Genomic DNA, 16,451 nt, shown 5'->3' with positions numbered 1-16,451 from the left:
TTTATTTACTTATTAAAGTGTTGTAAAATCGCTTCTACAATACGCTCTGATGCACGACCATCACCGTAAGGGTTAGATGCTTTCGCCATCTTATCATGAGCTTCTTTATCTGATAACAACTCATCAGCAAGACCAAAGATTGTCTCTTCGTCTGTTCCTGCTAATTTCAGCGTACCTGCTTCAATACCTTCAGGGCGCTCTGTTGTATCACGAAGAACAAGAACTGGTACCCCAAGTGATGGAGCTTCTTCTTGTACACCACCAGAATCCGTTAACATTAAGTATGAACGAGCTGCAACATTGTGGAAATCAATTACATCTAGCGGCTCAATTAAATGAATACGGTTATGTTCACCTAAAATTTCATTTGCTATTTCACGAACAACAGGGTTCATATGAACAGGGTACACAACTTGTACATCTTCATGCTTATCAACAAGACGCTTAATTGCACGGAACATATTACGCATCGGTTCACCTAAGTTTTCACGGCGGTGAGCTGTCATAAGTACAAGACGATCATTTCCAAGTTTCTCTAGTACAGGATGACTATATGTTTCTTTTACAGTCGTTTGTAACGCGTCAATCGCTGTATTTCCTGTAATGAAAATACGTGACTCATCTTTATTTTCCTTCTGTAAGTTCGTTGCTGATTTTGCTGTTGGTGAGAAATGCAGATCCGCCATTACACCTGTTAATTGACGATTCATCTCTTCTGGGTATGGAGAATACTTATCCCACGTACGAAGGCCCGCCTCAACATGACCTACTGGAATTTGATTATAAAAAGCAGCTAAGCTTGCAATAAATGTTGTTGTTGTATCACCATGTACAAGTACAATATCCGGCTTCGCTTCTTTCATTACTTTATCCAAACCTTCTAAACCACGCGTTGTAACATCAATTAAAGTTTGGCGGTCTTTCATGATATTTAAATCGAAATCTGGCGTAATTCCAAAGATACTTAATACTTGATCTAACATTTGGCGATGCTGTGCTGTTACAGTCACAATCGATTCAATTTTTTCTGGGTGTTTTTGCAACTCTAATACAAGAGGTGCCATTTTAATTGCTTCTGGACGTGTCCCGAAAATTGTCATTACTTTTAAACGTTCAGTCATGTGATTGCCTCTTTTCTTTCACTAATTACAGCTTCTATTATGACATATAAAAATATGCATGAGTACATCCCTTTTTAACGCATAACAGAAACTTTTCTATTACAAATACTTTTTCTTCCTACCGAGTAATAATCTATCTTTTGTTTCTTAACATCTTCATCAGTATAACAATTTCTCCCATCAAATAAAATAGGCTCCCTCATAAGTTGTACGTACTTTTCTAACGGATAAGTTTGAATATCTTCCCATTCTGTTACGATAAAAACCGCACTCGCATCTCTAATCGATTCATCTATACATCTACTATATTGTATAGCATCTCCAAATATATTTTTCACATATTGAATTGCTTTTGGGTCGTAAAGAACAATTTCTGCACCTATATTAAGTAATGCTTCTATTATAATAAGAGATGATGCCTCTCTAATATCATCCGTATTCGGTTTAAAGGATGCGCCAAGAACTGCAATCCGCTTTTTACTCATGTTCATAACTTTTTTCGCTTTTTCAATCAATAGCAGCTGTTGCTTATTATTTACTTCAATAACCGCTTTTAACAAACGAAAATCATGAGCAACATTTCCCGCAATTTGCACCAGCGCTTTCGTATCTTTCGGAAAACACGACCCTCCGTAGCCAATGCCCGCATTTAAAAAAGATGCGCCAATTCTCTTATCCATTCCCATCCCTTTGGCAACATCTAATACATTCGCGCCTACCTTCTCACATATATTTGAAATTTCATTAATGAAACTAATCTTTGTAGCTAAAAAGGCATTCGACGCGTATTTAATCATCTCTGCACTTTTAATATCTGTAACATACGTTTCTAAACATAATTCACTATACAAACTCTCTACTCTTCTTGCTACTTCCTCACTATCCGCTCCAATTACAATACGATCTCCATGAAAGAAATCATAAATACCTGAACCTTCACGCAAAAACTCTGGATTCGATACGATATGTACTGTATGCCTCCCTTTTAACTTCTCCTCAATCCATCCCTTCATTACATCATTTGTACCTACTGGAACTGTACTTTTCGTAACAACAATAATATCGTTCGTCGCATATAATCCAATATCGTTACAAGCACTCTGAATATACGTTAAATCTGCCGTCCCATCTAATAAAGGTGGTGTTCCAACTGCAATAAATATAAACTCTACATCATCAAATGCCTCTTCTTTATTTGATGTAAAAATTAAAGCATTATTCTCATATGCATAATTTATTAATTCATGTAATCTAACCTCATAAATAGGTAAATCCCCTTGTTTTATCCGTTCAATTTTTTCATCATCTATATCAAAACATGTAACTGAATACCCTAATTTTGCCAATCCCACTCCTGTAATCAATCCAACATATCCAGTACCTACTATCGTAATTTTCATTTCCTTTTCGCACAGGAATTTACAATAGAAAAGATATGAAATATAGAACTCTCCCTGCGCTTCCCCCTCTCATATTAAAAATGTGAAAACCCTTTTCCTTCTTCATTATATGAATTACTTCCCTTACTTTTTTTAAAGTTTTTGTAAAATTAAATGTACTATAAAGTAAAACTTAATTAGTAAAAATGAGGCTGCCAGTTCACGCGTGATAAATTCCCACATTTTAACACGAGACTTACTTATTTCTACGTGCAACACTTATAATACTGAAATAAAAGTATTCACTATCGAAGAAAAAGAGGAAATGTCACATTCCAAGGTTCAGTACGATTAACCTTCTCATATGATTCAACATTCTATATACAATTGTCATATATTCTATTCGCTTCCATTAACCGTAAAAAGAAAAAAAGATTGAATTCTAATCTTTTTGTGATACCATATGTTATGAGCCTGTAAATAAACATCATAATTTTCAGATAAATATATTTTCAAAAAAAAAAATTACGTTAGACTATAAAGGGTGGGGTATTAATGGACTCACAAGTGATTTATGCCATTTTGGCATCTTTCATCACTGTACTTGTCGTTACTCCTTTAGTTATTAAATTAGCTTTTAAAATAGGAGCGACAGATAAGCCAAACGCACGTAAAGTGCACCAAAAGATTATGCCACGTCTTGGCGGGTTAGCAATATTTATTGGTGTAGCTGTAGGATTTGTTGTCGGCGGCTTATATGAGCAAAGAATGTTATCGATAACGCTAGGTGCAATTATCATTGTAATCATCGGAATTTTAGATGATATGTACGAGTTATCTGCGAGAGTAAAATTCGGTGGACAACTGTTAGTTGCCATTATGATTGTAAAAAGTGGATTATTAGTGCAAGTATTATATATCCCATTCTTTGGGGATACTGAACTTGGATGGCTTGCTTATCCAATTACAGTATTTTGGCTTGTAGGTATTACGAATGCAATCAACTTAATTGACGGCTTAGATGGATTATCTGCTGGGATTTCATCTATCGTACTTGCAACGCTAGCATATATGGCCTTTACTAGCCCATGGGGTACTGGAACAGCTATTATCTTGCCACTCGCATTAATTATATTAGCAAGTACAATTGGATTTTTATTCTACAACTTCCATCCAGCAAAAATTTTCATGGGAGATACAGGAGCACTATTTTTAGGATACTGTATTTCTGTTATATCGTTACTTGGATTATACAAAAGTGTAACGTTATTCAGTTTTATCGTTCCAATTATCATTTTAGGTGTACCTATATTTGATACGATATTTGCAATCATCCGTCGTATCGTAAATAAAAAACCTATTTCAGCACCAGATAAATCGCATTTACATCACCGCTTACTTGCAATGGGATTCTCTCATCGCAAAACGGTACTAATTATATACGCATTCGGTATTTTCTTTAGTGTAAATGCCATTATTTTCACTACTGCAACGTTATGGTTATCCATTATTCTTCTTTTCGCTTTGATTTTCTTCACAGAAATCATTGCTGAAATAATCGGGCTTGTACATGAACGCTACAAACCAATCATTTCCTTTTATAAAAAAGTGAAAAAACGCGAAGACTAATTGTAGTATAGCCTTTTCAATTATGAAATATTCAAATAGCATCCTCTTTCTTATAAGAGGATGCTATTTTTTATTCTCATTTTATATTTCCAAAATATAGATTGTTTGAGAGTTCCTCTATTGGAGAAAGATATACATAATAAGAAAAGTATCAAGTTTTCTTTTTTACATCTTGATTGTCAAACTGAGGGTGAATGTTATGATCAAGCGAGTATTTCAATGTATTATTTTATTTTTAACGATTACTATGTACGTATCATCTAATACTGAAGCAACAACTGTTATTCCTGCTGAATATCATCCAAATACTGAAACAACTTCTCCTACACAAAAAATTGCGTACTTAACATTTGATGACGGGCCAAACAAATATACTACACAAATTTTAAACATCTTAAAAGAAAAGAACGGAAAAGCAACTTTCTTTGTTATTGGTGGAAAAGTACCACATTATAAAAAGACAATGCAACGATTAATTAAAGAAGGACATTATATCGGACTTCACAGTATGTCACACGATGTAAAACGCCTTTACACTGGTGACCCTTCCACTTTAATTGCAGAAATGGAGCAAACACAAAGCATTGTCCAGCAAGTTACGAAATTAAATACACATCTCGTTCGCGTTCCATATGGTAGTATGCCTTACTTAAAAAAGAATTACCGTGACGCACTTGTATCGGCCCAGTATAAAATGTGGGATTGGACGATCGATACATACGACTGGAAAAGCTATGACAATCCTTCTGCCATACTCGAAAGAGTACGTAATCAAAGTGATGAACAAGTCGAAGTCATTTTAATGCATGATTCGAGTGTAACCGTACAAATACTGCCAAAAGTAATTGATTATTTACAGTCACAAGGATACAAACTTCTTCCCTATAATCCTTCTTCTCATCTCAAGGTAAATTTTTGGAAAGACACAAGATTGTAACAGCTTTAGTGCCTATGTGCTAAAGCTGTTTTATTTTTCTCTTCCCACCCTTCCCATTTTTGTGTAAAATTTTAAATAGTGATGAAGTTTCGAGGTGAATAGAAATGAAACGAATAGATCTCATTTTTAACGCAATACAAAAAGGCAATTATACAGAAGGTGTAACCGCATCAGAACTCGCTACATTTCTGCAACTAGATCGCGCCAATGTAAGTAGCGATTTAAACAAACTTGTAAAAGATAAACGTTTATTAAAAACAAATACGCGACCTGTTCGTTTTTACATAGAAACGAACACTTCGTTGGAAACGCATTCAAAAGACATAACTTCATTGGATACATTTGCAATTGAAAATACGAGCCTTAAAATTGCAATTGAAAAAGCGAAAGCTTCTATTCTCTATCCTCCAAACGGTATGCATACTTTACTACTGGGAGAAACAGGGGTCGGAAAGTCTATGTTTGCTTCTTTAATGCACGAATATGCAATTGAAGTTGAACAGCTTCCCAAAGATGCACCATTTATCGTCTTTAACTGTGCTGATTATGCAAATAATCCACAGTTACTACTCGGGCAATTATTTGGGATTAAAAAAGGAGCTTATACAGGAGCAAGTGATCAAAAAGGGTTAATTGAAAAAGCACATGAAGGAATTCTTTTCTTAGATGAAGTACATCGCCTGCCTCCAGAGGGACAAGAAATGCTTTTCACCTTTATTGACCGCGGAGTATACCGCCGCCTTGGAGAAACAGAGAACGAACGTAAAGCACAAGTATTAATCATTACTGCAACAACAGAAGAACCAAATTCATTTTTATTAAAAACATTTACAAGACGTATACCGATGACTGTTACGCTGCCACCACTTCGTGAGCGTACACATAAAGAGCGCTTTGCTTTACTACAGCTATTTTTCACAAATGAAGCAATTCGTCTGCGAAAAGACATTCACGTTAGCCCAAATGCAATGCGTGCTTTCGTCTTTTACAATTGTCCCAATAACATCGGTCAATTAAAAACAGATGTTCAAATTGCCTGTGCGAAAGCCTATTCTGATTTGGTCACAAAGAAACGTGATTCTGTCTATGTTTCAAGTACAGATTTACCTTGGTATATGAAAGAAGGGTTGTTCATTGAAAGGAAGAGCCGTCACTTATACCAAATACCAAATGAAACATTTGTATTTACAGGTGAGGAAGGTTGGAGTAATCATAAAACAGAAGATGAAAAACGCTCTTCTATTTACGATTATATTGACTATAAATACGAAGAACTTCAAGCACGTGGTATTGAAGAGGAAGAATTAGAATTACTAATAGAAAATGATGTTCAAAGCTTTTTCGTACAATATTTTAACCAAATATCCAAAAAAACAAGCCATGAAAATGTTTTTAAAATTGTGGATCGTAATATCGTTTCCGTATGTGAAAAAATAGCGGAACTTGCTGAAAAGCATTTATCTAAGACGTTTGATGAAAAAGTATTTCTCGCTTTAAGTTTACATGTACAGACAACTCTACAACGTTTACAAAGCGGAAAACAAATACATCACCCACAATTAAATCAAATTCGTACGAAATATAAAGAAGCTTTTTCCGTAGCCATGCAATGCATTCAACTACTGGAGGAAGAATTACAAATAACAATGCCTATTGATGAAGCTGGCTTTTTAACAATGTTCTTCGTTGTTGATCCAATTCCTGCCTCACAAACAGAAGTAAAAGTATTAATATTAGCACACGGTAATGGCATCGCAACTGAAATGGCAAACGTTGCAAACGAACTTCTCGGCATTGAGGAAGTAACCGGTATTGATATGCCGTTACACGAATCACCGAAAGATTTCTTGGAACGTGTGAAAGTGTATATGAAAACACTACAAAATGTAAATGGGCTTCTCTTACTTGTCGATATGGGGTCACTTGCTTATATCGGTGACATATTAGAAACGGAGTTCAAAATCCCTGTACGTGTTCTCTCGATGACGAGCACACCACATGCACTAGAAGCAGCTCGAAAAGCTCAGCTCGGTTATTCATTAGATGCGCTGTATGAAACAGTAAAAAATTTAACACCATTTTACTTAAACGTACAAGAAGAAAAGAAAAAACCTCTCTCTCCAATGAAATCTGTTATTTTAACAGCTTGTTTAACTGGTGAAGGAAGTGCTTTAGCTATTCAAAAAATGTTAGAGAACTATTTACGATTTGATAAAGACTTAATTGAAATTATTCCGATTAGTATCGTCCATGAAAAAGATTTAACGAAAATGATCGAGAACATAAAAAAAGAGCGTAACATCATTTGTATCGTCACGAATTTCGATGTGCAAGTGCCGTGCTTAACATATCATTTCCAAGACATCGTAAACTACACAGCGATTCAGCCCATTCAAGAATTAATTACGTATGAAGAAACATATGCAAAAATGGCGGATATTCTTGAACAACAAATGCAACGTAACGATGGGGCATTACTGATTAAAACAATTCGTTACGCATTAAATACAATCCAAGAATTAATTTCCTTACAGCTAACTCCTGATAGCTTAATGGGTGTTATTCTGCATATGAGCTGTATGGTTGACCGTCTCCAAAAAGGAGAAAGCCTTCTTCCTCATCCTGATAAGGAGAAAAGGAGACAAGATGAATACTGGATGTATATGAAAGTAAAAAAAGCATTGCAACCAATTGAAAATACATTTGAAATACAAATACCTGATGACGAAGTATTTTACGTTATGGACTTCTTTATTAAAAATCAGCCTGTTAAAAATTAATTGAGGCCGTTTTTAAAAATATCGACCGTAACGTGAGTTATATCGGCGCAACTCAGATTATATCAGCGATTTTCAAAACATATCGATTTACCGACAATAATCGCTAAAACTAGCACCTTATATAATGAGAAAAGGCTGTTCCAACATATGGACAGCCTTTTCCTCTACTTCTTTACTTTTCTAACTCGCCCTCTTATTTCTCCTCTTTTTTGTGATTTCGTATGGACATTAACATATACATTTGCTTGAATAATTTCTTGAAGTAAATGTACAAATGATTTCCCTTGTAAAGGTCCCTCAAAATCCTCTACATTCACTACACCAGTAATACTTCCCTCGTTCAAACTAATCCCTTGCTCCAGTGGACCATACAAATATAAAACAACAGGACCAATTTGAGTAGACTTCCCTAAATGAATTTGACACGATGTAACCTTTTCTATATTTTTTAGTATTACTCTGTAATGCAATTTCGTTAAATCATCACTAAAAATAAACTCTGCTACCCCAAAAGCTTCTGTATTTACAGGAGGCACTTCCCTCTTACCTGTTAACCTGGCAAAGAAATGTGTTGTCATAAGGCATTCTCCTTATATAAATTTCCCAGCACTACTTCTACTACTTTATGGTTTAGACATAATCATTTATGACTTTTTCAATTTTAATTACAAAGAAAAGATTCACAAAATCTTTACATTAAAATCGTTCCTGTAGATTGAAAGTCTCTTGTATAATGCACATAGAAAAACATTATAGGAGGTTATTTTGAAAAAAAACAAACACATCTTTCACACATTATTAGAGATTTTTCTCGTCTCATTTAAATTAGGACTTACTTCATTCGGCGGTCCTGTCGCTCATCTCGGCTATTTTCACCACGAATACGTGCAAAAAAGAAAATGGATGGATGAACGAAGCTATGGAGATTTAGTAGCGCTATGTCAATTCCTTCCTGGTCCTGCCAGCAGTCAAGTCGGTATGGGGGTTGGATTATTAAGAGGCGGACTATTAGGAGCTATTATTTCATGGATTGGATTCACTTTACCGTCTGTCCTTATTTTAGTTTTCTTCGCCTCATTCCTTAATCAGTTCGATCTTGGAAGTGCTGGCTGGATTCATGGACTAAAACTTGTAGCAGTAGCTATTGTCGCTCATGCCATATGGGGAATGGCGCGAAAGTTAACTCCAGATCGCAACCGTGCGACGATTGCGATTGTAACTGCCGCAATTGCCTTATTATGGCCAAGTAGTTGGACACAAGTCATCCTTATTATAATATGTGGCTTTATCGGTTGGTTTTTATATCGCAACCAACCAATTAGCCAATCTCAAAATATAAAAGTACCTATTTCAAAAAAGATAGCAGTTTCTTGTCTCGTCTTATTCTTTGGACTATTACTACTGCTACCGATATTAAGACCGTTTTCTTATTACATCGCTTTATTTGATAGTTTCTATCGCTCTGGCGCACTTGTATTTGGAGGAGGACACGTCGTGCTGCCCCTTCTTGAAGGTGAGTTCGTACAAAACGGAATGATGACGAAAGAACAGTTCCTAGCTGGATACGGATTAACACAAGCAGTACCAGGACCACTATTTACATTCGCCTCTTATATAGGAGCAGTATTAAACGGGACGCTTGGGGCAACACTCGCAACAATTGCGATTTTCCTCCCTGCTTTCTTACTCGTTATTGGTGTTTTACCATTTTGGAACAGTGTGAGAAAAATATCATTCATACAAGGCGCACTACTTGGTGTTAACGCCGCAGTTGTTGGTATTTTAATTGCCGCTTTTTACGATCCTATTTGGACGAGTACAGTTATAAATGCTTCAGATTTCGTTTTCGCTTCGCTTCTTTTTTGCTTACTAGCTTTTTGGAAAACACCACCTTGGGTTATCGTTATACTGGGAGCCTTTGGCGGATATATTCTGTCCATTTTATAAATAGAAAAAACGACGGCATGATGTAGCCGTCGTTTTTTCTATTAAAACTTCACAAGCTCTATGCCTTCTGGCAACTCACTCTCTGTTAAAATACGCAATTCCTTCACACGATCCATTACGTAAGAAGAACGCTTCACAAGCTCTGGATCAATATAAGCTGGATGAACCATAATTTCTACCGTTTGTTCACCTTGTACTCTTTCTTTTAACTTCACAAAGTAATCTTCCGTCACACCATCCGCATAAAAGTCACTGTAAAACACATCAGAAAATGGATGCACCGCTCTATCTTCCTCACAACGACGAATCGGAACATTATATTTAGCCGCTAATCTCTTAAGAACATCATGTAAAATCGGTAAACCATGCACATGATGATGACTATCTAAATGAGTTGGTGTTAATCCGTAAGATAGGAATTTCTCAATTTGAGCAGTCCATTCTCTCTCAACTTCTTCTGGATTTATATTCCCTTCCCTTACAACACTTTGTTTATGAAACGATCCGTTTTCCCCTACGAGTGACGGTACATCCTTTAACAGTGGCTCTCCTGCCGTTAATACGAGATGTACGCCTACTCCGAGTAGGTTATACTCTTTCGCTAAGCGTACCGCATGCTCTGTTCCTGGCATATTCATCATCATCGTCGTTGAATTTACAAGTCCATTTATATGCCCATCAATAATGCCGTAATTTGTACCTTCTGTAAGACCGAAATCATCTGCATTTACAATTAACTTAATCATCATAATACCTCCTAATAGAATAAAAAAAGCGGGCTAAATAGCGCCGCTTTTACTTCTCTACCTTTTTAAAGAACTGTGGAAGATACTCTTTATGTGCTTCCAACATTTCATCTAAAATTTGTTTTGCAACTTTATCTGATGGTACAAGTGGATTGATTGTCATAGCAAGCAGCGCCTTATGATAATCCCCTGTAACAGCAGCTTCAATTGTTGTGCGCTCGAATGATTTAATTTGTTGTACTAAACCGCGAACTGGTACTGGAAGATCTCCCACTGCAATTGGTTTTGGACCTTCTTTCGTAATAATACAGTTCACTTCAACAGCAGAATCATGTGGTAAGCTTGCAATTGTTCCGTTGTTTCGTGTATTAACAGGCTGGATATCACCTTTATTATTGTAAATAGACGTAATTAAGCTACATGCTGCATCACTATAATAAGCTCCGCCACGTTTTTCTAATTGTGGTGGTTTAATATCTAAGTTCGGGTCTTTATATAACTCAAACAAATCATTTTCTAATTGTTTTACTACTTCTGCACGTGTACCTTTTTCAACAGAAGCTTCTTTCTCTTCTTCTAACATTTCACGTGTTTTGTAGTAGTAACGATGGTATGGACATGGAATTGCACGAAGTCCGCGAATAAAGTCTGGTTCCCAGTTAAGCGCTGCGATATTTTCCATCGTAATTTGCTTTTCTGGATCTGTTACAAGCTCTAACACGCGGTCCATTACACTCACGCCATCTAAATATACGTCTAGTCCGTATACCATATGATTTAAACCTGCGAAATCAACGTGAACACGACTCGCATCTACTTCAAGTAATCTTGCAAGACCCATACGAATTCCGATTGGAACGTTACATAGACCAACTACTCTTTGAATATTTGTATAACGAAGGACAGCCTCCGTTACCATACCAGCTGGATTTGCAAAGTTAATTAACCATGCATTTGGACAGAGCTCCTCCATATCCTTACAAATATCTAAAATAACAGGAATCGTTCTCAATGCTTTGAATAAACCACCAGGACCATTCGTTTCCTGACCGATTACATCATACTTTAACGGAATTGCTTCATCTTTTGCACGTGCTTCTAATAAACCAACGCGAAGTTGTGTTGTTACGAAGTCAGCATCTTTTAATGCCTCACGGCGATCAAGTGTTAAATGTACCTCGATTGGTAAGCCTGATTTTTTCACCATACGTTTCGCTAAGTTACCAACGATTTCTAACTTTTCTTTTCCTGCCTCAATATCTACTAACCAAATTTCACGAACAGGAAGCTCATCATAACGCTTAATAAATCCTTCAATTAACTCTGGTGTATAACTAGATCCACCGCCGATTGTAGCAATTTTAATTCCAGTCATGCTTTATTCCCCTTTCGCTTCAAGCTTTTTATAAAGATCGATAAACTCTGCTGCTAATTCTTTCACTGTAATCGCATTCATTAAATGATCTTGTGCGTGAATTAAAAGAACACTAACCTCTGTTTTTTCTCCTCTTGCTTCTGATTGTATGAGCTCTGTTTGGAAATGATGCGCTTCATTAATCGCTTCTTTTGCCTTTACCATCGCTTCATCTGCTTCTGCCATTTTCCCCTGTTTGGCAAATTGAAGTGCCTCCATCGCAAAGCTTCGTGCGTTACCACTATTTAAAATCAATTGGAATGGAATTTGTTCTGCTGTAGTCATCATAATTACCGCCCTCTCTATAAGGTTCAACCGATTTAAATACCCCTTCAGTTTGAACATGTCTATTAAAGTATGAATTTATTAATGATAGTTTAGTGTTCATATAGATGTTTTTCATCTTTTTGAACATGATATAAAGGTAATTATTCTGACGAGCTATAAGAACTCGCCAGAATAATATTTTTTAAAGTGATACTGAATTGTCGCTTCCTTTTGTTTCAGCTTTTGCAGCCTGTACATAAGTACGGTCACACATTAATACGAATGGATAGTAAATTACTACCGCGATTGCAAAGTTTACCACTTGTAGTGCTGCACCAGCGATGCTTCCGCCCGCTACAAGATAACCACTAAAGATTGGTGGCATTGTCCAAGGAACTAAAGCAACTGTTTTTGGTACCCACCCTAAAGAAATCGCTGTATAAGAAGTAATAACTAATACAACCGGTGTAAGTACGAATGGAATGATTAACGCTGGATTTAATACGATTGGTGTACCGAAAATAACTGGTTCGTTAATATTGAAGAAACCAGGACCGATAGATACGCGACCTACACCACGAAGTTGCGCACTTTTTGCAACAAGCATTACCGCTACTAAGAATGCTAATGTTGCACCTGATCCGCCGATGTATACGTATACATCAAAGAATGGCTTTGTGAAAATGTGCGGTACATCATATGCAGACATACCATCGTTAAATAATTTAATGTTCTTTTCTAGTGCTGGTAAATAAATTGGGTCGATAATACCACCGATAATATTAGGACCATGTAATCCGAAGAACCATAATACGTGAATAAGTAATGCGATAATAATTGCACTTGGTAACGTACCTGCTAAACCTTGTAATGGTAATTGAATTGTTTCAAATACGATTTTATGAATACTTGTTCCCGCTAATTTCACAGCTAACTGAATACTTGCTGTTACGATTAAAATAACGAATGCTGGAACTAATGCTGCGAATGATTTCATTACTGCTGGTGGAACACCATCTGGCATCTTAATTGTAATATCCCTTTGAACAAAGAACCTGAATACCTCGGTTACAAGAAGAGCTACAATGATAGAAACGAATAAACCTTGTGATCCTGTCCAAGCTAAATCAATACCGCCTTCTTTTGGCGTTGTCGGAGATATAATAATTAATGCACCGAATGTAATAATTGCTGCTGACAACGCGTCTACACCGTAAGATTTCGCTAAATTATAACTTATCCCAACTGCGGCTATGAGGGCTAATATTGCAAAGGACCCTGTCCACATACCACCGCCGATATCTTTCCAAACATCCCCAAATGCACCCTTCATAAGTTTTTGGAATGCATCAACTGGTAGATTATTTATAAGTACTGCAAATGATCCAACTAAGATAAGAGGCATAACTGCGATAAATCCATCACGGATCGCAACTAAGTGACGCTGCGATCCGATTCTTCCTGCGACTGGAACTAAATATTTCTCCATAAATGCAATAAACTTTTGCATTTCGCTTCCCCCCTAATTATTTTTTAAGTGTTAATGCGTGATCTAAAACTGCTTCTCCATTCATCATGCCGTAGTGCATTGGATTGATAACGTCGATTCCAACGTTTCTCTCATCAGCAAGCGTTTTCATTGAAGAAAGCATGTAACGAACTTGTGGTCCTAGTAATAATACATCTGCTTGATCGATATTCGTTTTTACTGCATCCCCAGATACAGCCCAAATCTTGCCTTCTAAACCGCGAGCTTTTGCAGCCGCTTCCATTTTTGTAACTAGTAAACTTGTAGACATCCCTGCTGAGCAACATAATAAAATATTCATTTGAAAATCCCCCTTGTGTAGTATAAAAAAATTTATGTTTTATTTATTTTTCTTTACGCTATTTATTAATGCAATTAGCCTGCCAACTTTTTAAAACCACTAAAATCAGCACTTTTTCGACTATTTTCTTTGTGTGTTAACGCTTTCAATTAGTGTGTCGTCCAAAAAACACACAGTGTGTTATAAAACAACACGCTTTTAACACATAACTGTATGAAAATAGATTAGTGTTTAGTTGTCTAGTTGTATTTAATATGAAAAAACACTAAAAAAACCTTTTTATCGTAGAAATCTAGTAAAAAACAACATTTTCTTGGGCTCAGTCTTCTATCTATTCTATTGTCCAAGCAAACTCTACTAGATTACATAAAATAAAATAGAATAAAATAACACAATTCGAAAGGGGATTCCTATGCCAAAACATAGAAAACAAAGCAAAATAAAGATTTATAGAATAACAAGCTATAAAAAAGACAAGCGTTCTGAATTAGACTCTGACAAATTTGAACTAGAACAGCAGGACAAGCATGATATACAAGACAAACAGGACAAACAGGATGAGCAGAATAAGCAAGATAAGCAAGATAAGCAAGTACAATCGGAAAATGTAACTATAGTACCTACAGATTCACACAGCTTAGATGTGTGGGATGAAATTTCTCTAAAGGAAATACAAGCTGGTGAACATACGAGCCTATTTGAAGAAAAGAGTAATTATCAAAATATTAATTTAGTCCAAGTAAACGATGTTCGCTTATACTTGGACAAGCAACTACAATTCAGTTCCGTTGATGAGCAAATTTATCATGAAGCACTTGTACATCCGATTATGGCAAAAGTAATTGATCCAAAACGTGTTCTCATATTAGGTGGTGGCGATGGCCTTGCCTTACGAGAAGTTTTGAAATATGAAACTGTGCTACATGTAGACCTTGTTGATTTAGACGAGGCAATGATTAATATGGCACGTAATGTTCCAGAAATAATATCTTTAAACAAAAATGCTTTTTTTGATAATCGTGTGAACGTGCACGTATGCGATGCAAAAGAATTTCTAAATTCACCTTCATCTTTATACGATGTAATCATTATTGATTTTCCAGACCCAGCGACAGAATTATTAAGTACTTTATATACAAGCGAACTATTTGCTCGTATAGCTACATTCTTAACAGAAGATGGTGCTTTCGTCTGTCAATCTAATTCACCTGCTGATGCACCTCTAGTATATTGGAGTATCGGTAATACAATTGAACACGCTGGATTAACTGTGAAGAGTTATCATACAATCGTTCCTTCTTTCGGAACTGACTGGGGATTTCATCTTGCTACTAATTCTGCACATGTACTCGATCAAATTGAACAATTATATGTAGTACCAACTCCTCGAACATTGCCTGCTCTTCTTTTTCCTTTATTTCAATTTAAAGAAGAACATTTAGAACAACGTAACCTCGCTCTTTTAAATTCAGAATCAAATCTTATCTTACATCAATGCTACAAACAGGAAATGAAGTTTTGACAATATTATAATAAGGAGTGCTACCCTATGGAATATTCTACTTTTGGCAAGCATATAATAGTAGATTTGTGGGGAGTGGACTTTTCCCTATTAGATGATATGCAATTTTTAGAATATCATCTAGTTACAGCTGCAGATTACTCTGGTGCCCATGTTTTAAACGTAAGTAAAAAAGAGTTCCAGCCATATGGTGTTACTGTATTAGTGTTATTATCAGAAAGCCATCTTTCCATTCACACTTACCCGGAACAAAATTTTGCAGCTATTGACTGTTATACTTGCGGTACAACCGTTGAACCACAAATATCGATTGATTATATCGTAAATATATTAAAACCGGAGCGGATGCATATAAAAAGATTAATTCGTGGTATAGGAGAAATTGTTACTGCCGATTAATTATAACTCTTACTCATCCGAAAAAAGGAGGATTGTAAAATACCATCAGTGGGATGAACATTTCGCTGATGGTACAGGCACATACATAAAATGAAATTTTAATTAGTGGGTGTTTTACTGCCCGTTAATTCGAGATAAAAAAACCTTGCATAAGCAAGGTTCATTCATCCACCGACATCTTCCTATATAACTCTACAAACTCACTCGCTAATTCTTTCACCGTAATTGCATTCATTAAATGATCTTGCGCGTGTACCATTAAAAGAGTAACTTCGGTCTTTTCGCCACCAGCTTCTTTCTGGATAAGCTCCGTTTGTACACGGTGCGCCTCTTTTAATTCCTCTAGTGCTTCTTGTAATTTAGCTTCAGCTTCTGTAAACTCCCCACGCTTCGCACAATCAATTGCTTCCATTGAACAACTTCTCGCGTTTCCCCCATGCAAGATTAAATGAAAAGCTTTCGTCTCTATCGTATCCATTTT

15 protein-coding genes are annotated in these 16,451 nt (G+C 36.1%); 6 read left to right on the top strand and 9 right to left on the bottom strand.

What is annotated here, in order from left to right:
- Positions 1-5 precede the first annotated feature (5 nt).
- Positions 6-1,121: a non-hydrolyzing UDP-N-acetylglucosamine 2-epimerase gene (gene wecB / locus ACTFRU_RS19140; protein ID WP_000140145.1), complete on the bottom strand. Its 1,116-nt coding sequence runs from the start codon at positions 1,119-1,121 to the stop codon at positions 6-8.
- A gap of 74 nt (positions 1,122-1,195) precedes the next feature.
- Complete coding sequence (locus tag ACTFRU_RS19135) at positions 1,196-2,521, bottom strand: UDP-glucose dehydrogenase family protein (RefSeq protein WP_006917643.1); 1,326 nt, start codon at positions 2,519-2,521, stop codon at positions 1,196-1,198.
- Positions 2,522-3,055: 534 nt separating this feature from the next.
- On the opposite strand from ACTFRU_RS19135, the gene ACTFRU_RS19130 reads away from it, so the two are divergent.
- From ACTFRU_RS19130 to ACTFRU_RS19120, 3 genes are all read left to right on the top strand, one after another.
- Complete coding sequence (locus ACTFRU_RS19130) at positions 3,056-4,129, top strand: glycosyltransferase family 4 protein (RefSeq protein ID WP_006917642.1); 1,074 nt, start codon at positions 3,056-3,058, stop codon at positions 4,127-4,129.
- A 199-nt stretch (positions 4,130-4,328) separates the two neighbouring features.
- Positions 4,329-5,066 (top strand): polysaccharide deacetylase family protein, encoded by a 738-nt coding sequence (locus tag ACTFRU_RS19125; RefSeq protein WP_000597150.1) that lies wholly within the window; start codon positions 4,329-4,331, stop codon positions 5,064-5,066.
- 104 nt (positions 5,067-5,170) lie between these two features.
- Positions 5,171-7,846, top strand: a complete 2,676-nt coding sequence (locus tag ACTFRU_RS19120; RefSeq protein ID WP_000820967.1) for a PRD domain-containing protein — start codon at positions 5,171-5,173, stop codon at positions 7,844-7,846.
- Between the two features lie 164 nt (positions 7,847-8,010).
- Here the strand turns inward: ACTFRU_RS19120 and exsM are convergent, their stop codons facing one another.
- Entirely contained in the window at positions 8,011-8,424 is a 414-nt protein-coding gene (gene exsM, locus ACTFRU_RS19115) for an exosporium regulatory protein ExsM (protein ID WP_000207046.1), read from the bottom strand.
- Positions 8,425-8,611: 187 nt separating this feature from the next.
- Here exsM and ACTFRU_RS19110 point away from each other — a divergent pair, with 187 nt between their 5' ends.
- On the top strand, positions 8,612-9,793 hold the full coding sequence (locus ACTFRU_RS19110; protein WP_440037755.1) for a chromate transporter: 1,182 nt from the start codon (positions 8,612-8,614) through the stop codon (positions 9,791-9,793).
- A 41-nt stretch (positions 9,794-9,834) separates the two neighbouring features.
- Here ACTFRU_RS19110 and chbG read toward each other — a convergent pair whose 3' ends face one another.
- From chbG to ACTFRU_RS19085, 5 genes are all read right to left on the bottom strand, one after another.
- Positions 9,835-10,539, bottom strand: coding sequence for a chitin disaccharide deacetylase (gene chbG, locus ACTFRU_RS19105; protein WP_016123775.1), 705 nt, complete (start codon positions 10,537-10,539; stop codon positions 9,835-9,837).
- A 49-nt stretch (positions 10,540-10,588) separates the two neighbouring features.
- Positions 10,589-11,914 carry a 6-phospho-beta-glucosidase gene (celF, locus tag ACTFRU_RS19100; RefSeq protein ID WP_000145762.1) on the bottom strand — a complete coding sequence of 442 codons (1,326 nt, stop codon included), beginning with the start codon at positions 11,912-11,914 and terminating at the stop codon, positions 10,589-10,591.
- A gap of 3 nt (positions 11,915-11,917) precedes the next feature.
- Positions 11,918-12,241, bottom strand: coding sequence for a PTS lactose/cellobiose transporter subunit IIA (locus tag ACTFRU_RS19095; protein ID WP_000989055.1), 324 nt, complete (start codon positions 12,239-12,241; stop codon positions 11,918-11,920).
- A 181-nt stretch (positions 12,242-12,422) separates the two neighbouring features.
- Positions 12,423-13,730: a PTS cellobiose transporter subunit IIC gene (gene celB, locus ACTFRU_RS19090; protein WP_001168854.1), complete on the bottom strand. Its 1,308-nt coding sequence runs from the start codon at positions 13,728-13,730 to the stop codon at positions 12,423-12,425.
- A gap of 16 nt (positions 13,731-13,746) precedes the next feature.
- The gene (locus tag ACTFRU_RS19085) at positions 13,747-14,049 is read right to left on the bottom strand and encodes a PTS sugar transporter subunit IIB (RefSeq protein WP_001023569.1); all 303 of its coding nucleotides are present in this window, start codon (positions 14,047-14,049) and stop codon (positions 13,747-13,749) included.
- A gap of 412 nt (positions 14,050-14,461) precedes the next feature.
- Here ACTFRU_RS19085 and ACTFRU_RS19080 point away from each other — a divergent pair, with 412 nt between their 5' ends.
- Positions 14,462-15,571, top strand: coding sequence for a polyamine aminopropyltransferase (locus tag ACTFRU_RS19080; protein WP_440037754.1), 1,110 nt, complete (start codon positions 14,462-14,464; stop codon positions 15,569-15,571).
- 27 nt (positions 15,572-15,598) lie between these two features.
- Positions 15,599-15,970, top strand: coding sequence for an adenosylmethionine decarboxylase (speD, locus tag ACTFRU_RS19075; RefSeq protein ID WP_000456823.1), 372 nt, complete (start codon positions 15,599-15,601; stop codon positions 15,968-15,970).
- 160 nt (positions 15,971-16,130) lie between these two features.
- On the opposite strand, the gene ACTFRU_RS19070 is transcribed toward speD, so the two are convergent.
- Positions 16,131-16,448, bottom strand: coding sequence for a PTS lactose/cellobiose transporter subunit IIA (locus tag ACTFRU_RS19070; RefSeq protein WP_000379645.1), 318 nt, complete (start codon positions 16,446-16,448; stop codon positions 16,131-16,133).
- Positions 16,449-16,451: the final 3 nt, after the last annotated feature.

Origin of the sequence: Bacillus cereus group sp. MYBK220-1, assembly GCF_051916445.1 — a bacterium.
GTDB lineage: Bacteria > Bacillota > Bacilli > Bacillales > Bacillaceae_G > Bacillus_A > Bacillus_A cereus.
Note: the sequence above shows the minus strand (reverse complement) of the source record. Positions and strands in the feature narration are given on the sequence as shown.

Coding starts and splice junctions, on each gene's coding strand:
- ACTFRU_RS19130 (WP_006917642.1), top strand. CDS start 3,056: ATGGACTCACAAGTGATTTATGCCATTTTGGCATCTTTCATCACTGTA.
- celB (WP_001168854.1), bottom strand. CDS start 13,730: ATGCAAAAGTTTATTGCATTTATGGAGAAATATTTAGTTCCAGTCGCA.
- ACTFRU_RS19135 (WP_006917643.1), bottom strand. CDS start 2,521: ATGAAAATTACGATAGTAGGTACTGGATATGTTGGATTGATTACAGGA.
- speD (WP_000456823.1), top strand. CDS start 15,599: ATGGAATATTCTACTTTTGGCAAGCATATAATAGTAGATTTGTGGGGA.
- chbG (WP_016123775.1), bottom strand. CDS start 10,539: ATGATTAAGTTAATTGTAAATGCAGATGATTTCGGTCTTACAGAAGGT.
- ACTFRU_RS19095 (WP_000989055.1), bottom strand. CDS start 12,241: ATGATGACTACAGCAGAACAAATTCCATTCCAATTGATTTTAAATAGT.
- ACTFRU_RS19080 (WP_440037754.1), top strand. CDS start 14,462: ATGCCAAAACATAGAAAACAAAGCAAAATAAAGATTTATAGAATAACA.
- wecB (WP_000140145.1), bottom strand. CDS start 1,121: ATGACTGAACGTTTAAAAGTAATGACAATTTTCGGGACACGTCCAGAA.
- ACTFRU_RS19085 (WP_001023569.1), bottom strand. CDS start 14,049: ATGAATATTTTATTATGTTGCTCAGCAGGGATGTCTACAAGTTTACTA.
- ACTFRU_RS19120 (WP_000820967.1), top strand. CDS start 5,171: ATGAAACGAATAGATCTCATTTTTAACGCAATACAAAAAGGCAATTAT.
- ACTFRU_RS19070 (WP_000379645.1), bottom strand. CDS start 16,448: ATGGATACGATAGAGACGAAAGCTTTTCATTTAATCTTGCATGGGGGA.
- celF (WP_000145762.1), bottom strand. CDS start 11,914: ATGACTGGAATTAAAATTGCTACAATCGGCGGTGGATCTAGTTATACA.
- ACTFRU_RS19125 (WP_000597150.1), top strand. CDS start 4,329: ATGATCAAGCGAGTATTTCAATGTATTATTTTATTTTTAACGATTACT.
- exsM (WP_000207046.1), bottom strand. CDS start 8,424: ATGACAACACATTTCTTTGCCAGGTTAACAGGTAAGAGGGAAGTGCCT.